The organism is Ochrobactrum sp. 19YEA23, from assembly GCF_029909865.1.
GTDB classification, from domain to species: Bacteria; Pseudomonadota; Alphaproteobacteria; order Rhizobiales; family Rhizobiaceae; genus Brucella; species Brucella gambitense.
Map to the genome: position 1 here is coordinate 346317 of NZ_JASAMQ010000002.1, position 23735 is coordinate 370051.

Sequence of the window (23735 nt, forward strand, 5' to 3'; positions counted from 1 at the left end):
CCATGGGTGCGGATGCCTCCATCGAACGGCGTGCGGAAGCACTCGACACGATTGCCGCCGTTCTGCCGATGAACCGGCGCGACATGCTGGCAGGCATTTTGACTGATGAGGATGTCGAGACGCTGCGCCATCTGGTCAATGAAGGCATGGGCGAAAACACGTTACGCGCGCTAACCTCGGATCTGGCCTACCTCGAAGCCTGGTCGATGGCTGCCACCGGCAATCCCCTCCCCTTCCCGGCGCCGGAAGCCCTGTTGCTGAAATTCGTCGCGCATCATTTGTGGCGGCCGCAACAGCGCGAGATCGAACCCGATCATGGCATGCCGGCCAACGTGGAAACAGACCTGCGCCGAGGTGGCTTTCTGCGGGTATCTGGACCGCATGCGCCGGCAACCGTCCGTCGTCGTCTGGCCAACTGGTCGACGCTGACCCGCTGGCGCGGGCTGGAAGGATCGTTTTCATCGCCGTCCGTCAAATCGGCCATCCGGCTTGCGGTGCATGCTCTGAACCGGCCGCGCAGCCGCAAGAGTGCCCCTGCGATTACCGGCGATATTCTGGGCAAGCTGCTGGCAACCTGTTCCGGCGAGGATCTCAGCGCCTTGCGGGATCGGGCTATGCTGATGGTAGCCTTTGCCTCGGGTGGGCGCAGGCGCAGCGAAGTCGCCGGCTTGCGTGTAGAACAGCTCATCAAACAACCCCCGGTCACCGATGAGGACGGCCCTCCCCTCCCCTCGCTCGGCATTCATCTTGGTCGCACCAAAACCAGTGGTGCCGATCACGATGAAATCGTCTATCTGACCAGCCGACCCGTCGAAGCCCTGACCCGCTGGCTGGAAGCAGCCCGGATCGACAAGGGCAGCGTGTTTCGAAAAGTCGATCGATGGGGCAATGTTTCCGCACCGGCGCTCGAACCGAGCGCCGTCAACCGGATCGTCAAACAGCGCGCGCAAATGGCCGGGCTCGACGCAAGTGAATTCTCCGCGCACGGCCTGCGCTCCGGCTATCTCACCGAAGCCGCCAATCGCGGCATTCCGCTGCCTGAAGCCATGGAGCAATCGCGTCATCGCTCCGTGCAGCAGGCGTCCGACTATTACAACGACGCCAAACGGCGTAGTGGACGGGCATCGCGGCTCGTGTAATGAGAAACTGACCATCATTCATCGCTCAACAGCCTCTCATCTATTTAATAGAAGACGCTTCTCTGTGAGATTATATTGCTTATGCCATGTAGTCTGTTGGCAATATAGCTGTTCCTGAGATATAAAGCTGCAACGCAGCGGCTGACTGCGCATCAGGGGGCAGTAGTGGGACAGAATTACTCTAAAGCCGGTTCTTCGGGCGCACAGTTTTCTCGGCAAAGAAAGCATGTATTGTGGCTTTCGTCCGTTGCCCTCACAGCTTCAGTCAGTTTGCCGCTTGCAAGCCAGGCAGAAACCTGGGTGACAGGTTTTGGGTCCTGGTTGGACTCCTCTCGATGGCAGGGAGGCACTGTGCCCAACATGCCTGGGGCAGTTGCAACCTTTAATGCAGAGGAAAGTGCCAGTTACAATGTCAATCTTAACGGACAACAAGCTACTGTTGGAGAAATCAACATCCAGGGAGACGTGAATGGCGGGTTTTTCGTCACTAACGGCACACTGACATTTTCAGATGTGAACGGACGCGCGGCTGTCAATATAGCCGCACACAATCTAAGCGGCTTTGCCGATTTCGGTAACTTCCAACCAGTCAGTGTTGAACTCGCAACAGATACCGTATTGAATACTATTGGCACTTCCGCAACGCTGTGGTTTGCTTCGGGAGCTACAATTTCAGGACCCGGAGCCTTGATAAAGCAGGGTTTGGGTACACTGACATTGTCGGGGAGAAATATTTACACCGGCGGAACGACGATTTCAGCTGGTACCTTGGTCGCCAATCACGCGGACAATAGCGGCATAGTCGATGCGCTGGGTACAGGCATGATTACGCTCAACGGGGGCCGGCTGCATTTTGCAGCAGGAGATTCCACACTCAACAGCTATCTGATCACTGCAGGCACAACGAGCACAATCAGTGCAGCAGCCGGCACTACGCTCTGGCTGAATGGTGGCGGCGGCCAGTATCTTTCCCTTCAAGGCGATGTGGTAGTTGGAGCCTCCGACGGAGCCGGTACCGTCATCATGGACGTTATCGGCACACCTACAAGCTCTGATGCGGCCATAACAGTTGCATATGGACGCCTTGTAAACGGGAATAGTTCGCTGGGAAATATTACACTCCACGCGGGCGCAACACGCGTAGCGTCAGGGGCAACGCTGGATATGTCCACTTACGGTGGCTCAATTCGCAACCTTCAGGATGCCGCCCCAGGAAACGGCGGTACAGTCGCATGGTCTGGGGTTCTCAACGTTCATGGCGGAAGTTTCTCCGGCCAACTCGACGGTACACCGGGAAGCGTGTTCATTAAAGATAGTGCCGATACTCTTCTCCTGAATGGAGACAACTCCACCTTCCGAGGCGTAACGATAGTTGAAGGAGGCAAACTGATCGTCGGCGATGCCAATAACAGCAGCGCCATGCTCGGTGGCAATCTCACCGTTTTATCCGGCGCCACCCTTGGCGGTTACGGCTCGGTCGGGAACACGACAATTCAGGCAGGAGGTATCCTGTCGCCCGGAAACTCGATCGGTATCCTGACCGTTGATGGTGATCTGACGCTCGCGCCCGGCTCCACCCTTGAAGTCGAAATTGCTGCAAGTGGCCCCTCAAATCGTCGTTCTGATATCGTTGGCGTGACAGGGATGGCCGCAATTTCGGGCGGCATGCTTTCTGTTTCTGCCATTGATCCCGAAACCAGTTATCAAAGCGGCCAGACCTATACCATTATGCACGCAGATGGCGGAATCAACGGGACGTTTGGAAGCGTAATCTCGAGATCTGCTTTTCTCGATCTGAGTGTCAACTATTCGGCAAATGATGTTCTTTTAGAGATCGCCGTCAAGCAAGATCCAACAGGACCGGAGCCATCCAACCCGGGCACGACAGAACCTGAAACACCTGGTCCCGGAAAGCCCTCCCCTGCCCTCTTCACAACTGTGGCCCAGACCCGCAATCAGCTGGCAACCGCAGGCGGTCTGGATACGCTGGCGCAGACAGGTTCGTCACTGGCCTTGTACAATACCCTGTTGATGCTGTCGGCCGATGAGGCGCGTGGGGCTTTCGACAGCCTTTCCGGCGAGGCGTACGCTTCAGCCAAAGGCGTTTTGATCAACGACAGCCAGTTTATTCGCAATGCAGCCCTTGGTCGTCTGCAACAAGCGTTTGGCGGCGCTCCGGCAACGCGGATCAATGCGCTTTCCTATGCCGGAACACAAAGGCCTGTTTCGGCTTCCGCCTCTGCCATCGATACTGTGGCTCCTGCCAGCATTGTTCCTGCTCAAAATCCCTATGCCGCCTGGGGCTATGCCTATGGCGCTTGGACGAGGCAGGATAGCAATAGCAATGCAGGATCGGTAAAATCCTCTGTTGGCGGCTTTGTCACCGGTATTGATGGTGTGGTCCTCGATACATGGCGTCTCGGACTTCTGGCCGGCTACAGCCATTCCAGCTTCGATGTAGATGATCACGCCTCGTCAGGCAGCAGTGATAATTATACCCTCGGCGCCTATGCAGGGAGGCAGTGGACGATCAATAATGGCCATGCCTTGGCGTTCCGGTCCGGTCTTGCCTATACATGGCATGATGTCGACATGAACCGTTCTGTCGCCTTCCCCGGCATTGCCGATAATCTGAGCGGCGATTATGATGCGGGAAGTTTCCAGCTCTTTGGCGAACTTGGCTATAAGATCCACTACGGCAAAGCCCTGTTCGAGCCTTATGCGGGTCTTGCCTATGTTCGTCTGAAGACCGATGGATTTAATGAAAAGAGCCAGACAGCGGCGGCCCTTGCGGTTCAGTCTGACACAACGGAAACCAGCTTCTCAACGCTCGGCCTTCGCGCATCGACAGAGTTTGCTCTGGGTAGCATCACGGCAACAGCACGAACCGACCTTGGCTGGCGACACGCCTATGGTGACATCACGCCGGTTTCCACTGCGAGCTTCATCGGTTCTGACGCCTTCACAGTCTCAGGCCTGCCAATCGCCGAAGATGCAGCTCTCATCGAAGCTGGGCTTGATTTCAAGCTGACCGACGATGCCACCCTCGGCCTCTCCTATAACGGCCAGTTCGCATCCGGCGCCAAACAGAACGGATTCAATGCGAAACTCAGTGTCAGTTTTTGATTTGGCTTCTTACTGTGCTATCACTCAATGACCAAAAATAGCCATTCCCGGCGAATAATCCCCGAAGAGATGGATCCATTCCGCTAACTCTTCGGGCAGCACGCCTCTGGCTATTATAGCAAGGCCTAGAGGCCCAGTCGGCATCGCGACTATAACACTCGGTCTCTTTCCTCGCCCATTTTGCCTATTCAGGCGTATCCAATTATTTCGATGTGTCCCTTCATGTTGGGATGGAACCGACAATAATATTCAATGTCAGTTCCATCCGTGACGGTCCTGCTCGCTCGTTCGCCGGGTGGGATCACGACTTCCCACCCATCTTTCACCGTAGCCGTGTGAGCCATCGGATCCTGGTTTGCCATTCAACGCTCTCGCCTCTCCGGACTGTGACGGTGTCGGGTACAAACGCAAGGTTCTTGATTGTGATGTGTACGACGCTGTTGTGACTTTCAGCGCTATGTCCCGTCGTCAACAGAGCAGCAACGGTAAAAAGAAACGTGCGACGATCCAGCTGATTAAGTGTCATTTTAGCATCGCGGCAACATGTTCGGCATGTTGCTCGTGTCCCTGAAAGAGCTTTAGTCCAGTTTCCAATAATCCTTTAAGCTCCTGGTTCTTTGCGCTGGGGATGAGCTTTTTGTTGATTGCCACTGAGAACTGACCCCCGCCGGGTCATGTATGGATGCCCCCGTTCACGCAAGGCTTTTCTTCGAGCGGTTTCAACGTGTGATTGGATGCGGTCATGTATCAGGCCTTTTGTGTAGTCCTTTTACGACTACTGGCCGGTATGGAGCTAAGCGGAGCTGGCGCAAAATCAGTTCTACGATCTCGAGGCTCACTGACCCAGTTGCATTTCCAGTCCGTCTTTCCAATCTCTGTCCTTACCGTTCGCTGATCTCCTCACACGCCGACGTTCCACTCTAACTGCACTGATATCTTTACTTATGCAGTGACGAGAGCGGAAACTTTAAATTCCTCATTCTTCGTCATCATCGCCCAGACGCTGCGCGCCATTTTATTTGCAAGTGCAATGGCGACGAGCATACGTGGCTTGCATGATAACATTTTCCCAAGCCACGAGTTCACTGGCGGTGCTTTACGGCTCGCCCATCTGATTACTGTCATTGCACCGATAATTAAAAGCCGCCGAATGTCACGCTGTCCCATTTTTGATGTTCTGCCCAGTACCTGTTTGCCGCCACTCGAGTGCTGTCTTGGCACCAGACCGAGCCATGCCGCAAAATCTCGTCCTTTTCGAAACGCTGTCATAGTAGGAGCAAAGGCTTCAATGGCCATGGCAGTGATAGGGCCCATTCCAGGCATAGACATCAAGCGCGCAGTGTTATCGGATTGTCGAGCTTCTGACTTGATTGCTTTCTCAAGATTGCTAATGCGGGAGCTAAGCAGATCAATCTGCTCAAGATAAAGTCGGGCAGTCTCTACGACCACGCGCTTGAGACCATTATTATCATCGTCAACGATCCCTATCAAAGCAGCGAGGTTCGCAATTCCCTGGGACGCAATAACACCATGCTCAGCCAAGTGGGCACGAAGAGCATTGATGAGCTGCGTGCGCTGACGGACGAACAAATCGCGCGTCCGAAAAACCATGCAAGCAGCCTGCTGCTTCTCTGTCTTTGGTGCAACGAAACGCATCGAGGGTCGGATGGCTGCCTCTACAATTGCTTCAGCGTCCGCTGCATCATTCTTCTGTCGTTTTACGAACGGCTTCACATGAGCAGGCGGCAACAGCCGAACTTCATGGCCAAGCTTGCCAATCTCACGAGCCCAATAATGGGCGGTCGCACATGCTTCCATCGCAACGGTGCAACTCGGAAGACTCTGAAAGAATGCCAGTACATGGACGCGAGATAATTTTTTGCGGAGAACAAAACCGCCATCGGCACTGGCTGCATGGACTTGAAATACACGTTTTGCAAGATCAAGGCCAACAATGCTAACTTCCTTCATGGATGCTCTCTCCTCTGAGTGACGTTGCTGCAAACATCACTATGGCACATTGCGATGCCGTCGGGAGGGGGCATCCACTCCATCAGTTCTCAGTGGCAATCAACAGAAAGATCCCTTTTCGTCCGTAAGGGGTCAGCCTATCACTTGATGAAGGCTTACTCGTCATGGCAGCAGTTAATTTGGATAAAGCTGTTGTTTGATTTGAAACAGGTACGGCGTTCAAAGGGATTGCTTTTTACGCTGCAGTTTCATTTTGAACGCTGGACTCTCCCTCATCTTCAAAAACACCATCCAGATGCAGCGGGCGAAGATCAAAATCTGCTTCTGCCCATTCGCGCGCTAATCGCTTGCTGGCCCGATCAAAGAGCAGAACCATTGACAATGTTCTGCGGGCAAAACGGCCAACAGAGTCAATAAGGAGTGCGCTTCGTTCGGAAATCTTCGAAAACCGTCTAGCGCATTCCTCTAGCCCCGCCCTGTCGGCGCGCGATTCATCGATGGAGAGTAGTAACAGAGATCATCGTCGTTGACGAGCATGACGCGCGGTTGAACAAATGCTTCATCGATAGGCCCCACCAACTGTATGCTGCTGGCGACGCCGAGGCCTTCCGCATCAAACTTGACGAAACAAGGCGATAACACTCCACCGCAGAACTGCTTGATCTCGATATTTCGGTCCAGCTCATCGTCACACATCAATGCCTGACTCAAAACCGTCTCGTAATTTATTGGTGTTACAAAAAACGACTGCATTTGATCGTGCCCCCATATACTCCCTAACAAAGCGTTAATTTGCATTACTTGATTTTGCAACTCTAGATTACACCGACATACAACTCGATGTTTGAAAGGTAGTCGCTAAAAACTGTTCTAAGCGATCAGCACTCGGTTACCACCGATATCCTCTGACATTGGCGGCACCTTAACTCTAGTTCTGGTTCGGTTTCGCCCTGCACTTTTGGCTTCGTAGAGAAGCTTGTCCGCACGTTCATAAACAGACGCGAAACTCTCATCGTCAGCAAGATCAGTTACACCCATGCTAGCGGTTACCGGCTGCCCGAGACCCGAAATGGTATGAGCGACAATTGCGGGGATCGCCTGGCGTCTTAACTCGGCTTGGTTATTGGCGTCTGCTCCGCGAAGGAGAAGCACGAATTCCTCTCCGCCAAGGCGATAAGCGCGAACAGTCGGGCTTTTCTGGAGCGCACTGGCTGTCGCCCGGAGTACTTCATCTCCAACGCCATGACCGTTTCGATCATTGATCGCCTTGAAATGATCAAGGTCAATAACTGCCAGTGTGGTGAATCCTTCAGTTCGGAGTTGCTCGAACTGCCGTTCAATGGCTCGACGATTGAGAAGTCCGGTCAAAGGGTCCGTTTCGGACAGTCGTTCGAGAAGTTCAGCTTCGTTACGCGCCCGATCTCGCTCTTGTTTCATGGTCACAAAGCGGTCTGCCACGCCAAGCGTCGTGAAAAGGACTTCACACATGCAACCGATGTAAAACAGAAGCATCGCGTCCGTGCTGTGCAATCCGGAAATGACACCCGTCACCAAACGGGTCAGTCCAACCAGAACTATGGGTGTGTAACCGACCGCCTGAAACCTCGCGGCGCGGCTTCCACGACGCAATGCATCAATCATAGACAATATGAAGATTGCCAGAATGGGAGCAAACGCTGCCGTATATACGCTCGATTGAATAGGCCGTGCGACAAAGGGGAATGCTGCATGAAACGCGCTGAGTGACATCGCCCATATCGCGCAATAGGGAAGCACGCGCCGCAAAAAGGGATGCATCAACCCTGGCTCGACAAAGCTATGTGTGAACATCGCGCCAGACGCGACTGTCATGCCGAATATCAATGTCGTCATCCAGCTCAACGTCATGGCCGGAGGATCAAAAAGCACGACCGACAAACCCGATGAAACCACGATCGTCAGCAGCAGCGAGAATGTGAGGGCCGAATGCCAGAGAACAAAAGGCTCACGTAAAGCGCGATAGAATGCTGCATTGAAGATCAGGGGCATGACGAGCATACCGGCAAGCCCCGCCAAGACCATAAGAAATCGCATGTCACCAACCGCGTCAGCTGGTGCAAGATATGCTCTCTCCAGAGTCATACGGTGGCTTGGCATGTCAATCGCGGCGATAACTTGCCGCGTTTCGCGCGTCACTTCGGGCAGTGCAGCTTTGAAATAACCACCAGCTATTGAACTGGGCAATGCGGCAGCGGTGATAGAATTCTGCCGAATCGCTTCGTTCCGATCAATGGCAAGCAGATGCACGGCCTTAAGGGCGCTTCGCCGGGAAAGCAGATACCGGGGAACGACCGCATCGGTGGTGAGGTCAAAACGGAGCAGTACGCGCTCTGCTTCAATGGAGAACCTTCGATCACCACAAGACCATCGTTCTTCGTTTCGAGCTATCTCGACCACATTCTCCGAGAGGCTGCCTGTTGCCCAGCAGGAACTGAAAATGTCGGCAGCCTCCTCCGCACTAGCCGATGTGATACTGAATTGCGTCAGTATCAAAAGGGATAGAAGGGTAGCCACAAGACATTTTTGAACCCGGATCGAAATCATCGCTCTTCGATATGACAAAAAGCTTTTGATGCCGTTAATCATCTCAGACGACCTGTGGCAACGAGCTTGAGATCGAATGCTGGTCCAGCATAGATCCTAGTCTCTGAAACTGCATTTCGGCCCATTCGTTTTCAGTTGAAGCAAGAGCATTTGAGCGACCGAAAACTTCCCTGCCCTCGCCTTTTGTGTCAGAGAGCGGAGATATCCGCCGGCAGAGCTAATTTCAGTTACGCGCTGGAGGATACCCGCGATTGTGGCAGAGGTCCCTTCAATACCCAAGACCTGACACGCATCCCGATAGGCTGACTGGGTAATGCCTAGGAAAGTAGAAACGATCTTTGTGGCGTCAATCAAATCCTGCCATGACGTAATTCCTTTCGATCCATATTCGATGATATCCGGGCATGCGCGCAGAACGGTATCGAGGGAGATTGATTGCGTGGGCTGGTAGCGACGGGCGTGGAGCGTAGGCAAAGAGGATTGTGGAGAAGGCTCCTTCAAATCATTCATTTTGACATTTTGAGATTCAAAATGGGATTCAGGAAGGGATTCAATGTGATGCCGCTCATTTTGGGCGTGATTGGCGCTCATCGGAGGAGCATTATCTTTATGAATCAATGAGTTATCAATCTCCGACCGTAACGCAGTCAGATCGTTGAGAATAGCTGTCATCTCTGGGAGAGCTGCACGACGTGGGATGGCATCGACAATGGCGCGAAAGCGCGTATGAGATGCCAACCAGAAGTCGGAATGGTGATCTGTGAGCGCCACATCGATTATCTGTGCGAGATCCCTGCGCTGCAATGTAATCTGTTCGCGTGTGCGTTTGAGAAGCGCTGTCTCGGCTTGAACTTGTCTGGCCGCTTGGGCGATTTCATCAGCACGTTCGAGAAGGGGTGCGAAAGAAAAGCCAAAAGCTTCCTCTACCCGCCCCGCCTCATCCTTGTAGGCATAACGTTTGCCATTCGGGCTATCGCGGCGTGCGATTAGCCCGCTTTCGATGAGAGCTGCAATATGGCGGCGCACAGTCGATTCCGGCATTCCATGGGCGCGCAGCGAGAGCTGGCGGTTGGACGGAAAAACGACAAGACCATCCTCGATGCCGATCTCATTCCCCGGGAGAAACGACAATAGTGAACTCATCACGGCCAGGCAGCGATCGTTGATCCCGAACACTGTCTTGGCAATGCAGAGCTGTTTGTAGATCGTCCAACGATTGACCGTCCTTCGATCCATTTTAGTTGATGACGGCTTCAATTGCTCAAGCGTCATCCTTCGTCCACGAAAGGTGGACGTTATTGACTCCAGAATTTGCATTTCCTCTCACCCTTTTTCAGGCAAAAGAAATCCACCCGCCAAAATGACGTTTATGACTCTTGACACGGATTCATGGAAATGCGATTCTCTGAGTGCTTAAATCTGAGGAAGGCTTCCATGCGGCAACGTTTTGGGGGCCTTTTTCTTTTGCGGTTTGTTCTCCTGGTTTATGTAACCGTTTCGGTTGGCTTTGAAGATTGGTTCTTCAAAAGCTACTTTGATGTTTCGCTGGCCTTGTACTCTGCGTAGAGGTCGTCAAGACGCGACTGAATGAAGTCGGCGAATTGCGGAGCGGCCTTGTCATTGAAAGTGAATTGCACACTCTTGCCCGCGCGTTTGATCGCAACAGGTTGAATGCCATCGCCTAGCACAGGCGACAGAATAGCAGCAGCCAGACGCTTATCCTTTGACGCGGACGATTTGAGCTTATCGAACACAAACTGAAAACGGTCATCCGATGACAAGCTGGCAAAGCCAGGTTCGCTGATGGCGTGAGCGGCAATAGTTTCATTGACCGTTGTCAAAAGGCTGACAAAGTCTTCCCAACGGGTGCGTCCAATCGATGGTGCACGACCGATCTTGCGAATGACCTCTTCGGGGATCGATTTGATGATGGTGATCATTTTGGACAGGATGGCCTTATCAATACCCGTGGATTGATAAAGCGTTTCACGAGAATAACCCTGTCCTTCCAAAGTGTGAGCAAAGAAGGCCTTTTCGATGAAGGATAGGTTCGATCGTGTGTTGTTTTCCTGTCCCTGGTGAATGACCAGCTCTTCATTGGTGAGCTGCTTGACGACAGCCCTTACCTTGATGCCGAGCGTTTTAATGGCGGCAACACGCCGATGACCATAGGCAATCTGAAATCGATCAGGGTTCTCCGGGTGAGGGCGCACCAGAATTGGTACCAGCTGCCCGCTCTCACGGATTTGCTCAACGAGCTTTGTCTGGTCTTCGTCATCGAATCCCAGCCGGTCTGAGACGAATGAACTGTCGATGAGGTCCGGATCAAGTGCGATGATCGTTTGACCCGAAGAGAGTTGACGTTCGATTTCATCGGCACGAGCAGAGCGTTCATTGATCTTTTCCAGCGATTGGGAAATAGCACCCAGCGCCGCAGGACGATTTGCACGGTCACGGTCAATACCTGCAAGCGGCCTCGCCTGTTCTACAGGCGGGTTCACTGAATGGTCGTCAGCGTTCTGTGACGGTTCGGACGGGCTGGAGAAATCAAAGATGTTTTTTCTTGCCATGATTAGCTACGCCCCCATGTCTGGCGAATGAGGTCTTCAATCTCGGCGTTGACAGATGTCAACGACTCCAAAGCACGATCATAAGTACCGCGCGAGAATGCCGAACGATCCACCTCATAAAGTGTCTGTTTTGTCAGACCGGCATCCGAAATAGCCGTCGATTTGAGCATTGGTGTTTCTAGAACACGGTTGCCAAAGATCGAGCGCATGAAACCAGCCATCTGGTTTTGCGGTGCGTCATTGGGCTCATAGCGGGTGATTAGATAACGCATCCAGTCATATTGCGTGTTGCCACCGGCCCGCTCGACCACCGCAAGGAGATCAGATGTCATGTGCAGGAACTGGTTCATTGACATGACATCGAGCATCTGGGGATGGACAGTGATCAGGACAGATGTTGCTGCGCACAAGGCAGAGAGGGTCAAAAAGCCCATCTGTGGCGGGCAGTCGATCACAACCACGTCGTAAAGGTCTTCGACGACAGCCAGACAACTGCCGATGCGTGAGAAGAACATGGCTTCGTTCTTCTGCTCAGCGAGAACCTTGGGCGTTTCGTGTTCGAACTCCATAAGCTCAAGATTACCCGGGATGACGTGAAGGCCGGGGGTGTAGGTCGATCTGACAATATCCGTAATCTCGCGCCGTTCGGTATCGTAGCGAATGGCGCCATAAAGCGTATCGTTGACGCGTACGTCGAGTTCGGGCTGATGACCGAACATGGCGGACAGAGAGGCTTGTGGGTCGAGATCGATTGCCAGAACACGATAGCCACGCAGCGCCAGATACTGGGCGAGGTGGGCCGACGTGGTGGTCTTTGCAGAGCCACCTTTGAAGTTCATGACCGAAATGATCTGTAACTTCTCGCCATTACGGCGATGGCGGATATATTTGCCATGCGTCTTCGGCGAATTATCGTCAAGCAATTGCCGAATGGCATGAATGTCCTGAATTGAATACATCCGACGACCGTTGCTCTGTGGCGTAGGTCCGTGACCTTCCGAGACGATCTGTCGGAGATATCCTTCCGCTACACCGATAAAGGATGCCGCTTCCGCTGGCGTAAAAGAACGGATCGACTTCTGCGCTGTTGGCGGAAAAATGCGCATTTGATGCGCCTGAAGTCGCTTCGACAGCTCTTCAGCGTCGGCTTCAATCAAAGACTGAAGGCTGCTATGAGGTTGTGGAGAGGCTGTCGAGTTTTGATGCATTGGTTCGTCCTTATCAGCGCATATTCAGTAAAACATAACAAATATGCGCAGACGAAGATGCCCCGATTCTGTCTCTGCTGCAATTTGTTTTTAGTTAATGAATAGTTAACGCCAAGCAAAGCGAAGAACGTGCCCAACAAGAACTATGGGTGTCACGAATGAGTAGCTGCTGGGCGCATCGGTGATAAGCTTCTACTCATTGACACCTGTCAACATTGTGGAACTGCGCTGACCGTCGCGCATTACGAAGATTTGGAATGTCAACGCGCCCATAAACGGTACGCCGGACGCGAACTGACGTCGAATGTGCTGATGACAGGAATTTGTATCATCAGCATATTTCGAGAATCTCGATCTCTTGATCTCCCATAAACACAATGTCGCCTACGGATCTGCCGGTAAGCAATCGTGCCAGAGGTGAAACGAATGAGATTGTGCCGTCTTTCGGGTTCGCTTCGTCCTCACCAACAATGCGGTAAGATTGAGCCGGGCGATTGTCTCTACTGAAAGAAATAACGCAACCGAAACCAACGCTGGATGGAGATTGAGGTGTCGGTATCAATCGTGCCGAATGTTGGCGCGCTGCATAGTATCGGAGGTCGCGCAGCGGATGCGCGGACTGTCGCCGGCGCTCGGAAATGTCCTCAATGGCATTTGCCTTTTCAAATGCTATCCGTGCCTTCTCAAGTTCCTGTTTCAGGAGTTGGAGGCCTCTCTCTGTTACCAGATTGGGGTGCGGTGAGATTTCGCGATCTGGAAGAACCGTCTCCGATGCCGCTTCCGCGCTCTCTTCCTTTGCGAAGGCAACACTCATGAAAAAGCTCCCGTTAAAACTAGGGCAGATTGTATCCGATTCTTAAGTGAATGGCGCTTTCTTCCATGCAGGCTTTTATCCGTGCGGCACAGGCGGTCTAGATTTACCTTGGTAGTTGGTGAGCCTATGTGTGGCGTGTTTTATACAGGGGAGAATAGGACAAAGCGACAAGCTGCAGCAAGCATGCCCCCGGCGCCTGGCGGTTCTTGACATTTATCAATTATTATATACGCAACTATCAACTCATTCATGAAGAGTTCTGTCGGAACAGGAGCGCTGCGAATGATGGCGCCAGCGACCTCCCTGCTCGCTAATCGCGGTCTTGGATGCGTGCTGTTGACAGCTGTCAATTCCGTATAAAGCCAAAACGTCGGGCATTTTCCAACAGGTCTCTAACCGATGAAGCCTGCCATTTGCGGCCGCCGCGAGGCGGAGGGTCACCCATCTCATCAAGTTTCGCCGCTATGGCGCGTAATGAGAGAGATGGGTCGGCTATGGCGATGGCTGCAACGCGCTTGATAAAATAGTCATCAGGAATTCGCCGTTTTGTCTGGACGAGCAGTTTAGGGTCGGCATGTTTCTCACGTACGAGCCGGTGAACGGCGCGTCTCAATTTTTCGACGGTCCAGTTCTGCCCTTTAAGATTAAGGGTTAGAACGATGTTCTCCCAGCTATGCTGAGGGCGAAGTCTGATGACGATGGGCAACCATGTGGGCGCGGTTGTAAGAAGCTGATCCAGATAGGCTCGATTGCGCGCTGCTGCGATGTTGCCAATGGCTTCTGGATTGCGTGCACGCAGTCCCGGATTGCCGACAAGTTTGCCGCGGGCTTTCGCAAGTTTCATACCTTCTTTCGTGTGCTCCACTTTGAGTGCGTGCTCGAGTTCAGCGACTGCATCGAGAACGAGTAATGCGGAAGGAGATGTGGTTGCCGAGGTGTCGATGGGGTCACCAAGTGAAACAAAATGAATGCGGCGCGATGTCAGGCTTCTGATCAGTTCAGCCAGATGGCCGACAGAGCGGGCCACCCGATCCAGCTTCACGACGACAAGGGTGTCTCCGGCCACGAGGTTGCCTAGAAGCTTTTCGAATGTTGGCCGCGATTGCAACTTCTCACTCAGGTGCTCTTGATAAATTCTGACGCAGCCAGCGTTTTGCAGCCGGGATAGTTGGTTGGCGTTGAATGGATCTTCCGTCGACGCGCGCGCATAGCCGATAAGTGTCCCGGACAGGGGAGGGGGATTAAGTGGGTTTTCAAATTCTGGCATCATCAAATCCGGCTCTACGTCAATCTGTACGAAAAAAGACTACGCCATAAAAGGTTCATTTGTACACGGTTTTGATAGGTGGATTTGAAGGCCGGTGGAATGGTTCTATTGAGATTAATGGAGAAGAAAGCAGTTGAGCCAAACTTTTACTCACCACGGGCCCATTTGGAGCGAAAGTTTCAATCGAGCGCGGTGTGTGTTGTTCTCAATCACATCGTTGCGAAACGCGCGGGCCTTACCGGGAACAAAGACCAATTCTGGGTAAGTGGGGCAAATTCGGTGGCGGTTCGTCTAGCTGCCCGGCATTGAAGTGTGCATAAAGGCAGTATTCGGGAGAAGGTTCTGGCCTCGGGGATTCCCCAGCTGGGGCAAATCATGCTTCGATTCCGTCATGATCAAACGGCGCCCCTCTGCCGAGCATGCCGACACGCTTTCGCTGAAGGCGCTGCGCGGTTTGGTGACAGGCCCTGTCGATCGGGTCGAAGTTCTGTCCGCTGAGGTCAAGGATCTGCGTGAGAAGAACGCGGTCCTTCGCGAGGAGAACGAGATCCTGCGGCTCGAGAATGCTCGGCTGAAGGTCGATAACCAGATGCTGCGTGATGAGATCGCCCGCCTCAAAGATCTGCCGCCTCGACCACCGTTTCGCCCGTCCGGCATGGACAAGGCAACGGACGCCGTGTCCACAGACAGACCGCGGCCGAAGAAACCCCGCGGACTAAAGCTCGATGTGAAGCGGATCAGCCGGGAAAAGATATTGCGGATCAATCCGCCGGCTGGATCTCGCTTCAAAGGATACCGGAGTTGCATCGTCCGCGAGCTCGTGCTGATGGCCGAGATCGTGCGATACCGTCGCGAGTGCTGGATCACACCGGAAGGAAGGAGAATTCTGGCACCGCTTCCCGCCGGGGTGGTCGGCGGGTATGGCGCCAACCTCAGGCGGCTTTGCATGATGCTGCATGCGCAGGGGCAGGTCACGACGCAGCGGCTAACAACGTTGCTCAATGATATCGGTGTCGACGTATCGAAGCGTCAGGTCGTGCGGCTTCTGACCAGAGGAATAGATGGCCTGGCTGCCGAGGATTCAGCAGTGCTGCATGCCGGCTTGGTGTCGTCCGACTACGTCACCGTCGACGACACCGGAGCACGTCATTTCCATAATCCGTGTTACGCCACACAGATCGGCGGCCCGAACTTCACCGTTTTCCGCACCACGCCATCGAAGTCACGCCTCAACTTTCTGAGCCTGCTGCGCGGCAATTATCAGGACTACGTGCTGAACGACGCGGCCTTCGATTATCTGGATCAGCGATATGGCACCGACCCCGCCATCGTGGCCGGGCTGCGAACTCGAACACCGCAGCACTTCTGCAATGAGGTCCCGTTCCTTCACTATTTGGCTAACAAGGGTATCGACATCTTCGACACGGAGAAGATCCGCCCGCTCGCCGAAGCGGGCATCTGGGGTGCGATCCGCCATCATGGCCTGATCGGCAACGCGATCATCGTTTCCGACGATGCCGGCCAGTTCCGCGTCGGCACTCATGCGCTATGTTGGGTTCATTCCGAACGATTGCTGCAGAAATTGATGCCGGCGACGCCTGGACAGGTAAAACAGGTCGAGACCATCCGGGACCTGATCTGGCGTTTCTATAAAGCGCTGAAGGCCTATCGGCAAAAGCCGGATGCGCGGCTCGCTGCCGGTCTCGAAGCGAGATTCGACCGCAGTTTTGCGATCCGCACCGGCTATGACGATCTCGACAAGCTCCTGTTGCGGTTGTCGCGCCGCAAGGCCGAGCTGTTGCGGGTGCTGGACCGCCCGGAAATCCCGCTCAACACCAACGCTTCGGAAAACGATCTGCGCAGCTTCGTCATCAAGCGGAAGATCTCTGGCGGCACAATGAGCCGTGACGGCCGCATTGCCCGCGATACGCTGCTTGGCCTGATGAAGACGTGCCAGAAGCTGGGTCTATCGTTCTGGCACTATCTGGGCGACCGGCTGGCGATCGGCAGTCCGGAGCCGATCCCGCCGCTCGCGACATTGATCACGGCGCGGGCCTGAACACTCCCCTCCCCTTTCGAACCAGGAACGCTGACCGCTCGCAAGATCAGTGCAGCAGCGCGCATCGGGCCTGCCGAAATTGCCTACGCGTTCGACACTGCCACCGAATTTGCCCCGCTTACCATTCTGGCCCACTTTCGATCCGAAATCCAATCATCCTAAATTATTGAAAAACAGAATTAATTTCCGCCATACGAAAGTGAACACCAGCTTCGGTTTCGCTCGAGCGATTCTCCATCTTTTGATTTTCTCAGAGAAGTAAAGCTGGTCAATTCCGCAGTTTGGACAACGCATCGCAGCGCTATCAACTAAAAATGACCATATGTGATTTGCGGTTAAAAATCTACAACCTCGCGCGCAAAAGGACCTTGTTGCACCAGTCTGTCCTCTGGTCTTCTGTCTTCCAGAGCCTCCGCCCAATATCGCGTTGACCTTTGTTCTATATGACTGACGTATTTCGATACCAAGAAAGGCGTACCATTAAAGTCGACAAGCTTCGATTAGGTTAGCCAACATTGCACATTGACCATGTTTCTCTCCCACGATGCCTAAATTACAAAATTGATATTCAGAGCAGATTTTTCCCGAGCCTCGGCTTTGTGCCTGTTTGTGAAGACAAAGCTTGGGGCTCGAGAATTCAAGTCGGGTTGAAAGCAAGGTGTCCCTGGATTCTGGAACGCTTTCACCGGTTTTATCTTGGGGGAGCGTGTGGTGATTGCGTATCACGTCAGATCGAATGGAGAGCTGGTTCCCTCAAGTGGGAAACAAAGAGACACGCCGGTTTCTGGCGGGCCATTATTTAGCGTGCCTGCAATGGTATTGTCATTCGGGACCGGTCTTTTTATGGCTGCTCCAGCCTATGCACAGGCAGTGTGCACATCGTCACCCTGCACTGGTACCACGGTCATCGACGCGAACTCTGCCGACTATTTCTCCGATACGTCGCGACCCAGCTGGTCATTTCAGGATGCGAGTGCGCTCAATGCGACAGCAACTGACGCGATCAGCGGTGGCATGCAAGTCTTCTATGGTTCCAGTTCTCTGAACGGAACGGCGATGAATGCGATCAGTGGCGGGTCGCAATATTTCAATGGCAGCAGCGGCCTGAATGCTTCCGGCACCTATGTAGTCGGGGGAGGGGTGCAGAGTTTCTATGAGACCAGCGCGCTCAATGCATCAGCTGAAAATGCGGTGAATGCAGGCGAGCAGTATTTCAACGACGGTAGCGCTCTCAACTTAACCGCGGCGGGCGCTCTCAGTGGTGGCCAGCAGTACTTCTACAATACGAGCACCTTGAATGTTAACACTGTTAACGGGTTAAGTGGTGGTACCCAGATTTTCTACGATACCAGCGCGTTGAACGCCTCAGAAGTGAACTCTGTCGTAGGCGGGTCGCAATATTTCAATGGTAGCAGCCGTTTGAATGCAACGTCGTCCAATGCCATCAGCGGTGGATCGCAGAGCTTTTACGACAACAGCGTCATGACGTTGACAGCAGTCAACGCTGTTAGCGGGGGTTCTCAATATTTCAACGGCGACAGCATATTGAACGCCGACTCCAGTGGAGCGATTGGCGGTGGGATGCAATATTTCTATAATCTCAGTGTCTTGAATGCTTCAACCGCAAATGCGGTTAATGGCGGCACACAGGATTTCCATGATAGCAGCACTTTCAATGTTTCCGCTGCCAGCGGTCTCAGCGGTGGTGCTCAGACTTTCCATGGCAACAGTATGCTGAATGTCCTGACGGATAATGCACTAACGGAAAATGCGATCGTCAATTTCGATAATCAGGCGGGCGGTATTGGTGGGACCCTCAAGCTTAATGGGTTCAGTACCGTCGCCGGAGCGATCAACAGTGTTGGTTCGGGCGCGGGTCTCATTGAAAATGGCGGGACGACGAACAGTGTGCTGACCATTGACGGGTCATCTGTCGGCCCGTCGATATTCTCGGGTGTGATTCAGGATGGTGACAGCGGCAAACTGGCTTTGGAACTCAGTAGGGGTGTTTTGACACTCAGCGGGGCGAACAGTTTCACAGGCGGCACGACGATAACCGGCGGTGTGTTGCAAGTGTCGAGTGATGCTAATCTCGGGGATCCATCGGGCGGTCTGATATTCAATGGCGGGACACTGGCGACGACCGCGAGTTTCCAGACTGCACGGTCTATCGCACTCGCGCAGGCAGGCATAGTTGATGTTGCAGATAATACCGATCTCGTCGTGAGCGGCGTCATCTCGGGACCTGACGATCTCATAAAGATGGGTCCTGGTGTTCTTCAACTCACAAACACTGCCAACAGCTATGGGAACACCATTGTCGGGGCTGGCCGTCTCATCGGCAATTCTCAAACGATTGCTGGCAACATTGCAAATACGGGTGTCGTCGTTTTCGACCAGACGGCAGATGGTAGCTTTGCTGGCAACATTGCAGGCGCTGGTGGAACCGCAGGCACGATGATCAAGGACGGGGCAGGCGACCTCATTTTGAATGGAACGTCAGCTCTTAACTGGCTCGTGCAGCAAGGCAATCTGACTTCAAGCGCTGAACGCTTTTCAGGCGACGTCGCCATTGCGACAGCAGCGTCTTTGACATTCGATCAATCGACCAGCGCGCAGTTTGATGGCGTATTGACGGGCGGTGGAACGTTCATCAAGGGCGGAACTGCAACGCTTCTCTATGACGGTCAAAGCCCGTCATTTGCCGGGGCGACCGATGTTCTCGTAGGTGGCCTGATCGTGGGATCGGACGTTGGCCATAGTTATGCTTCTCTCGGCGGATCCTTTTCCATTGGAAATGGTGGCCTGATCGGTGGGCATGGCACCATTGGTTCTGGTAGTGGATCGACCGTCGCAGTTTTGACCGGAGGAACACTGTCGGCTGGAAATTCAATCGGCACATTGACGATCAATGGCGATCTGAAGCTTGAAAGCGGCTCCACCTATGCTGTCGAAATTGCAGGCGCTGGTTTGAGTGATCTCACACATGTTTCCGGCGCAACCACGATTTCGGGCGGAACTGTCAGCGTAACGGCGCTTGATCCTGCGACGAGTTATCGAAGCGGACAGACCTATACAATCCTTACATCGGACGGCGGCATAAATGGCACATTTCAGGATACCGTGTCTAAATCCGCCTTTATTACCGCAACCGAGGCTTATGACCTCAACAATGTGAAACTCACCATCGCTGTCAAAGGTGGCGTCGGCACGGATCCAACAACAGGCACGCCGCCTGCGATCTTCGAAACTGTATCGCAAACGAAGAACGAAACAGCGACGGCAAAGGCGCTGGATACGCTCCAGCAGTCCGGACAATCGCTCGAACTGTACAACAAATTGTTGATGCTGAGCCCGGATGAGGCGCGATCCGCATTCAATCTTTTGTCCGGCGAAGCCTATGCTTCTACCAAAGCGGCGCTCATTGAAGGCAGTTCGGCTATTCGTGACGCTATGAATAGTCGTTTGCGAACGACTGAGGGCTTTGAGCTACCGTCATCGATGACCGTCCTTTCCTATGGGCCAAAGAAAAGCTCCAGTGCTGCCGCCCCCGGCGCTTTCGCCACAATCACTCCAGCGCCTCCCGCGCAAGGGTATGATGTCTGGATTCAGGGCTATGGTAACTGGGCTTCAATCGATGGTAACGGCAACGCGGCGCGACTTAAGTACAATACGGGCGGCTTCGTTGCGGGTGTGGATGGCACCGTCTTCGACAATTGGCGCCTTGGGTTATTAGCCGGCTACAGCAGGACGAGCTTTAATGTCGATGGTCGTTCATCGTCTGGACAGAGCGACAACTATACACTGGGAGCTTATGCGGGAACGTCTTGGAAGCTGAACAATGGCAATGCTGTCGCCTTCCGCACAGGACTTGCCTATACATGGCATGAAATTGAGCTGGACCGATCGGCTTATTTTCAGGGCTTTTCCGATAGTCTGAATAACGATTTTCATGCCGGTACGTTCCAGGCCTTTGGTGAGCTCGCCTATCAGTGGGGCACGGAAGATGCGCCGGTGGAGGCGTTTGCAAACCTCGCTTATGTCCATCTACACACAGACGGCTTTAATGAAGCGGGGCGAACAGCAGCGCGGTTGTCTGTTGACAGCGATACAATGGACACGGCTTTCACCACCATCGGCTTGCGGGCTTCACGACGGTTCATGCTGGGCAACGTATCTGCAAATGCGCACGGGTCTATTGGTTGGCGTCATGCCTATGGCGATATCGATACAGGCTCCACAAACAGCTTCATCGGTTCTTCGGCCTTCACCGTTTATGGCGCGCCCATCGCGAAGGACGCAGCCATTATCGAAGCAGGTCTGAATTTCAATCTTTCCCCCCGCTCGACACTTGGCATCAACTATACGGGGCAGATTGGTTCCCATGCCTATCAGCAGGGCGTGAATGCCGTGTTCAGGGTCAGGTTTTGATGGCAGCACGCGCGGCGGTAATGGCGTCGCGCAATTCATCGACTTCGATTGGTTTGTGTAGAAGTATTGCTCCGCTGGCGTTGACCTCGCGTAATCGTGCCGGTGAAGTGTCGCCGGTTAAGATAATGGCCGGTACAGGGCGACCGATAGCGATGTTCAGCGTCTGAATGGCATCGAGACCGGTGACGCCTTCCCCCAACCGATAGTCGGCAATAATCAGGTCGACCGGAGCATCGCCAATCTTAAAGGCTGCTGTGTATGATGCCTGTGCCTCTTCCGGTGATCGCCCAAGGTAAAGCCGGTGGCCCTCGAGAGTGAGTAACCGTGCCATGGCGTCGAGAACATCTTTCTCGTCATCTATGACCATGATGCCCAGTGAAGTTTCCTCTTCGAGAAGCCCATGGGCCTGCGGCTCTGGAGTTCTATTGTCTCTGGCTTTGGGTACGGTTATCGAGAACATGGAGCCTGATCCCGGCACAGACACCAGTTTCAAAGGATGTCCCAGAAGTGCAGCTGCACGCCGAACAATAGCAAGCCCTAGACCCAGCCCTTGCGACCGGTCACGCGCAGGATTTTGCAATTGAACGAATTCCTCGAAAATTTTCGACTGTTGATCGGCTGGAATACCCGGGCCGGTATCGAGGACCTGAATTTCAACCGTATCGCCACGTCTGCGGCAACCAAGAAGGATTCGACCCTCTTTCGTGTAGCGAAATGCATTGGACAAAAGATTGTTCAAAATACGCTTGAGCATCATTGGGTCGCTGTCGACATAAAGGTCGCTTTCAACGACGTGCCATTGAAGACCGCGTTGTTCTGCTTCGAGCGCAAATTCGGCGTGCAGGTCGTGAAACAGCGCGGACAAAGCCACTCGTTCATTCACGACCATCACAATGCCAGCATCCAGTTTTGAAATATCGAGCAACTCGTTCAATAGACCGCTGAGGTCATTGACGACGGATTTTGCCTTTCCGGCCAGATCGCGTGCGTCGCTGGAAGCGACATTGCCGCGCTGCCCCAAAATGCCAAGTGTGGATATGAGCAGGCTCAAAGCATGGATTGGCTGGCGAAGATCATGGCTTGCAGCTGCCAGAAAACGTGTCTTGGCCCGGTCGGCGCGTTGCGCGCGGTCGGTTTCTTCCTGCAAATCCACGACGAGATTTTCGTTTTCCAGTCGTAATCGAATGGTCTCGTGCAGCATGCGATAGGTGATCCGGCAATAATATAGATTTATGGCGACCAGCGCCGTCAGTAGAAACAGAAATGCGCCGGAAATTTCGCTGTCGGTGGTGATGCAACGCACGGCGATTGGAATAACCGTCGCGATGATTGAACCGACCAGCGCTGGTGGAAATGCCGAGAGTGAGGGCACTGTGCCGCAGACAAGTCCCGTCAATACGATGACGGTGAAGGACAGGACGATTGGCGCTTCTGGCAGAAATCCTGCCCAGCCAAGTCCGCCCCATAAAAGGCCGGATATCCATGAAAAGCTCGCTGCAAGCCAAGCCCAACGCTGAATGGACTGCGGGTCCCTTTGGCGGCTAAGGAACTGCCGGGACGCGAAGACACGTATGGCAGTTAACGCGTAAAGCGCAATGAGCCAGCCGGTAATCCAGCTCATCGGTACGGCGTTCTTCAAAACGTAGATCGCGCCAAGTGAAATGACGATGTTCGAGATGATGACGCCATAGGAATTACGGTAGAGAAGTTCGGTGAGAGCCTGACGTATCCTGTCTTCCTGCATCAGACATCCCCCGATGTGTTGCCCGGTGTTGGGCATTGTCGCCTGTTGTGCTTTGATATACTTAAATTCTTGATCGATCAGTAACTTGATGCCAATAAATTGTGATTAGACCGATTTGCACCAGCACTCGCCAATGTAAGGTAATCGACAGCCGGATGACTCGTCCCTTTACTGCCATTCTAGCCGATGACCACGCGATCGTGCGTCAGGGGTTGAAGCTTCTGATCTCATTGATGGACAACGTGTCCGTTATTGCAGAAGCGGGGGACGGAACGGCCGTGATGGACCATGTACGTAACTCGAAGGCTGACCTGCTTTTTCTCGACCTCGGCATGCCTGGCGTTGCGGGAATCCAGTTCATCTCGGACATAAGGACTGCTGCACCCCGGCTGAAAATTCTGGTTCTGACTGCTAATATTGAACCCAGAACCATTCGCGCCGCCATGGAAGCGGGCGTGAGCGCCTATCTGACCAAAGATGGCGATCCAGAAGAAATCGGTACCGCCATCGAAGCCGTCAGAAATGGTGGGACCTATCTGGCGCAGGCCGTCCGTTTTGCGGTCACGGGGTCGTCAGGAAACAGCGGTTCCCAGACGCCTGATATCTTGTCGCCAATTCCTTTGACACGTCGGGAACGTCAAATTCTGGCGCTGGTCGCACAAGGACTGACAGCGCGCGATGTTGCCACACGATTGGGGATCAGCCCTCTGACCGCGCGCAAGCATCGCGAAAACCTGATGCGGAAGCTCAATCTCCACAGCTCTGCCGAGTTGACGGCCTACGCTGTTCGCCTGGGCTTGCCGACCGCGTGAGCGGACGTTTC

At 53.7% G+C, this 23735-nt stretch carries 15 protein-coding genes; 5 read left to right on the top strand and 10 right to left on the bottom strand.

What is annotated here, in order from left to right:
* Positions 1-2 precede the first annotated feature (2 nt).
* Both QBD01_RS08200 and QBD01_RS08205 read left to right on the top strand, forming a co-directional pair.
* Positions 3-1139: a site-specific integrase gene (locus tag QBD01_RS08200; RefSeq protein ID WP_280992385.1), complete on the top strand. Its 1137-nt coding sequence runs from the start codon at positions 3-5 to the stop codon at positions 1137-1139.
* A gap of 165 nt (positions 1140-1304) precedes the next feature.
* Positions 1305-4265 carry an autotransporter domain-containing protein gene (locus QBD01_RS08205; protein WP_280992386.1) on the top strand — a complete coding sequence of 987 codons (2961 nt, stop codon included), beginning with the start codon at positions 1305-1307 and terminating at the stop codon, positions 4263-4265.
* A gap of 942 nt (positions 4266-5207) precedes the next feature.
* Here the strand turns inward: QBD01_RS08205 and QBD01_RS08210 are convergent.
* From QBD01_RS08210 to QBD01_RS08250, 9 genes are all read right to left on the bottom strand, one after another.
* Positions 5208-6236 carry an IS110 family transposase gene (locus QBD01_RS08210; RefSeq protein WP_280992387.1) on the bottom strand — a complete coding sequence of 343 codons (1029 nt, stop codon included), beginning with the start codon at positions 6234-6236 and terminating at the stop codon, positions 5208-5210.
* Positions 6237-6471: 235 nt separating this feature from the next.
* Entirely contained in the window at positions 6472-6612 is a 141-nt protein-coding gene (locus QBD01_RS08215; RefSeq protein ID WP_280992388.1) for a hypothetical protein, read from the bottom strand.
* 89 nt (positions 6613-6701) lie between these two features.
* The gene (locus QBD01_RS08220) at positions 6702-6989 is read right to left on the bottom strand and encodes a hypothetical protein (protein WP_280992389.1); all 288 of its coding nucleotides are present in this window, start codon (positions 6987-6989) and stop codon (positions 6702-6704) included.
* A 117-nt stretch (positions 6990-7106) separates the two neighbouring features.
* Positions 7107-8861 (bottom strand): diguanylate cyclase, encoded by a 1755-nt coding sequence (locus QBD01_RS08225; protein ID WP_280992390.1) that lies wholly within the window; start codon positions 8859-8861, stop codon positions 7107-7109.
* 54 nt (positions 8862-8915) lie between these two features.
* Positions 8916-10136, bottom strand: a complete 1221-nt coding sequence (repC, locus tag QBD01_RS08230; RefSeq protein WP_280992391.1) for a plasmid replication protein RepC — start codon at positions 10134-10136, stop codon at positions 8916-8918.
* A gap of 212 nt (positions 10137-10348) precedes the next feature.
* Positions 10349-11389 carry a plasmid partitioning protein RepB gene (repB, locus tag QBD01_RS08235; protein ID WP_280992392.1) on the bottom strand — a complete coding sequence of 347 codons (1041 nt, stop codon included), beginning with the start codon at positions 11387-11389 and terminating at the stop codon, positions 10349-10351.
* Between the two features lie 2 nt (positions 11390-11391).
* Positions 11392-12597 carry a plasmid partitioning protein RepA gene (gene repA / locus QBD01_RS08240; RefSeq protein ID WP_280992393.1) on the bottom strand — a complete coding sequence of 402 codons (1206 nt, stop codon included), beginning with the start codon at positions 12595-12597 and terminating at the stop codon, positions 11392-11394.
* A gap of 331 nt (positions 12598-12928) precedes the next feature.
* Complete coding sequence (greA, locus tag QBD01_RS08245) at positions 12929-13411, bottom strand: transcription elongation factor GreA (RefSeq protein WP_280992394.1); 483 nt, start codon at positions 13409-13411, stop codon at positions 12929-12931.
* 346 nt (positions 13412-13757) lie between these two features.
* Positions 13758-14681 (bottom strand): recombinase family protein, encoded by a 924-nt coding sequence (locus QBD01_RS08250; protein ID WP_392391339.1) that lies wholly within the window; start codon positions 14679-14681, stop codon positions 13758-13760.
* 388 nt (positions 14682-15069) lie between these two features.
* On the opposite strand from QBD01_RS08250, the gene QBD01_RS08255 reads away from it, so the two are divergent.
* Complete coding sequence (locus tag QBD01_RS08255) at positions 15070-16737, top strand: transposase (protein WP_280992395.1); 1668 nt, start codon at positions 15070-15072, stop codon at positions 16735-16737.
* 843 nt (positions 16738-17580) lie between these two features.
* Positions 17581-21168: an autotransporter domain-containing protein gene (locus QBD01_RS08260; protein WP_280992396.1), complete on the top strand. Its 3588-nt coding sequence runs from the start codon at positions 17581-17583 to the stop codon at positions 21166-21168.
* Here the strand turns inward: QBD01_RS08260 and QBD01_RS08265 are convergent.
* Positions 21158-22912 (bottom strand): hybrid sensor histidine kinase/response regulator, encoded by a 1755-nt coding sequence (locus QBD01_RS08265; RefSeq protein ID WP_280992397.1) that lies wholly within the window; start codon positions 22910-22912, stop codon positions 21158-21160. The two genes, QBD01_RS08260 and QBD01_RS08265, sit on opposite strands and share 11 nt — an antisense overlap.
* A gap of 155 nt (positions 22913-23067) precedes the next feature.
* On the opposite strand from QBD01_RS08265, the gene QBD01_RS08270 reads away from it, so the two are divergent.
* A complete protein-coding gene (locus QBD01_RS08270; protein ID WP_280992398.1) occupies positions 23068-23724 on the top strand; it encodes a response regulator transcription factor in 657 nt (218 codons plus the stop codon).
* The last annotated feature ends 11 nt before the right edge of the window (positions 23725-23735 follow it).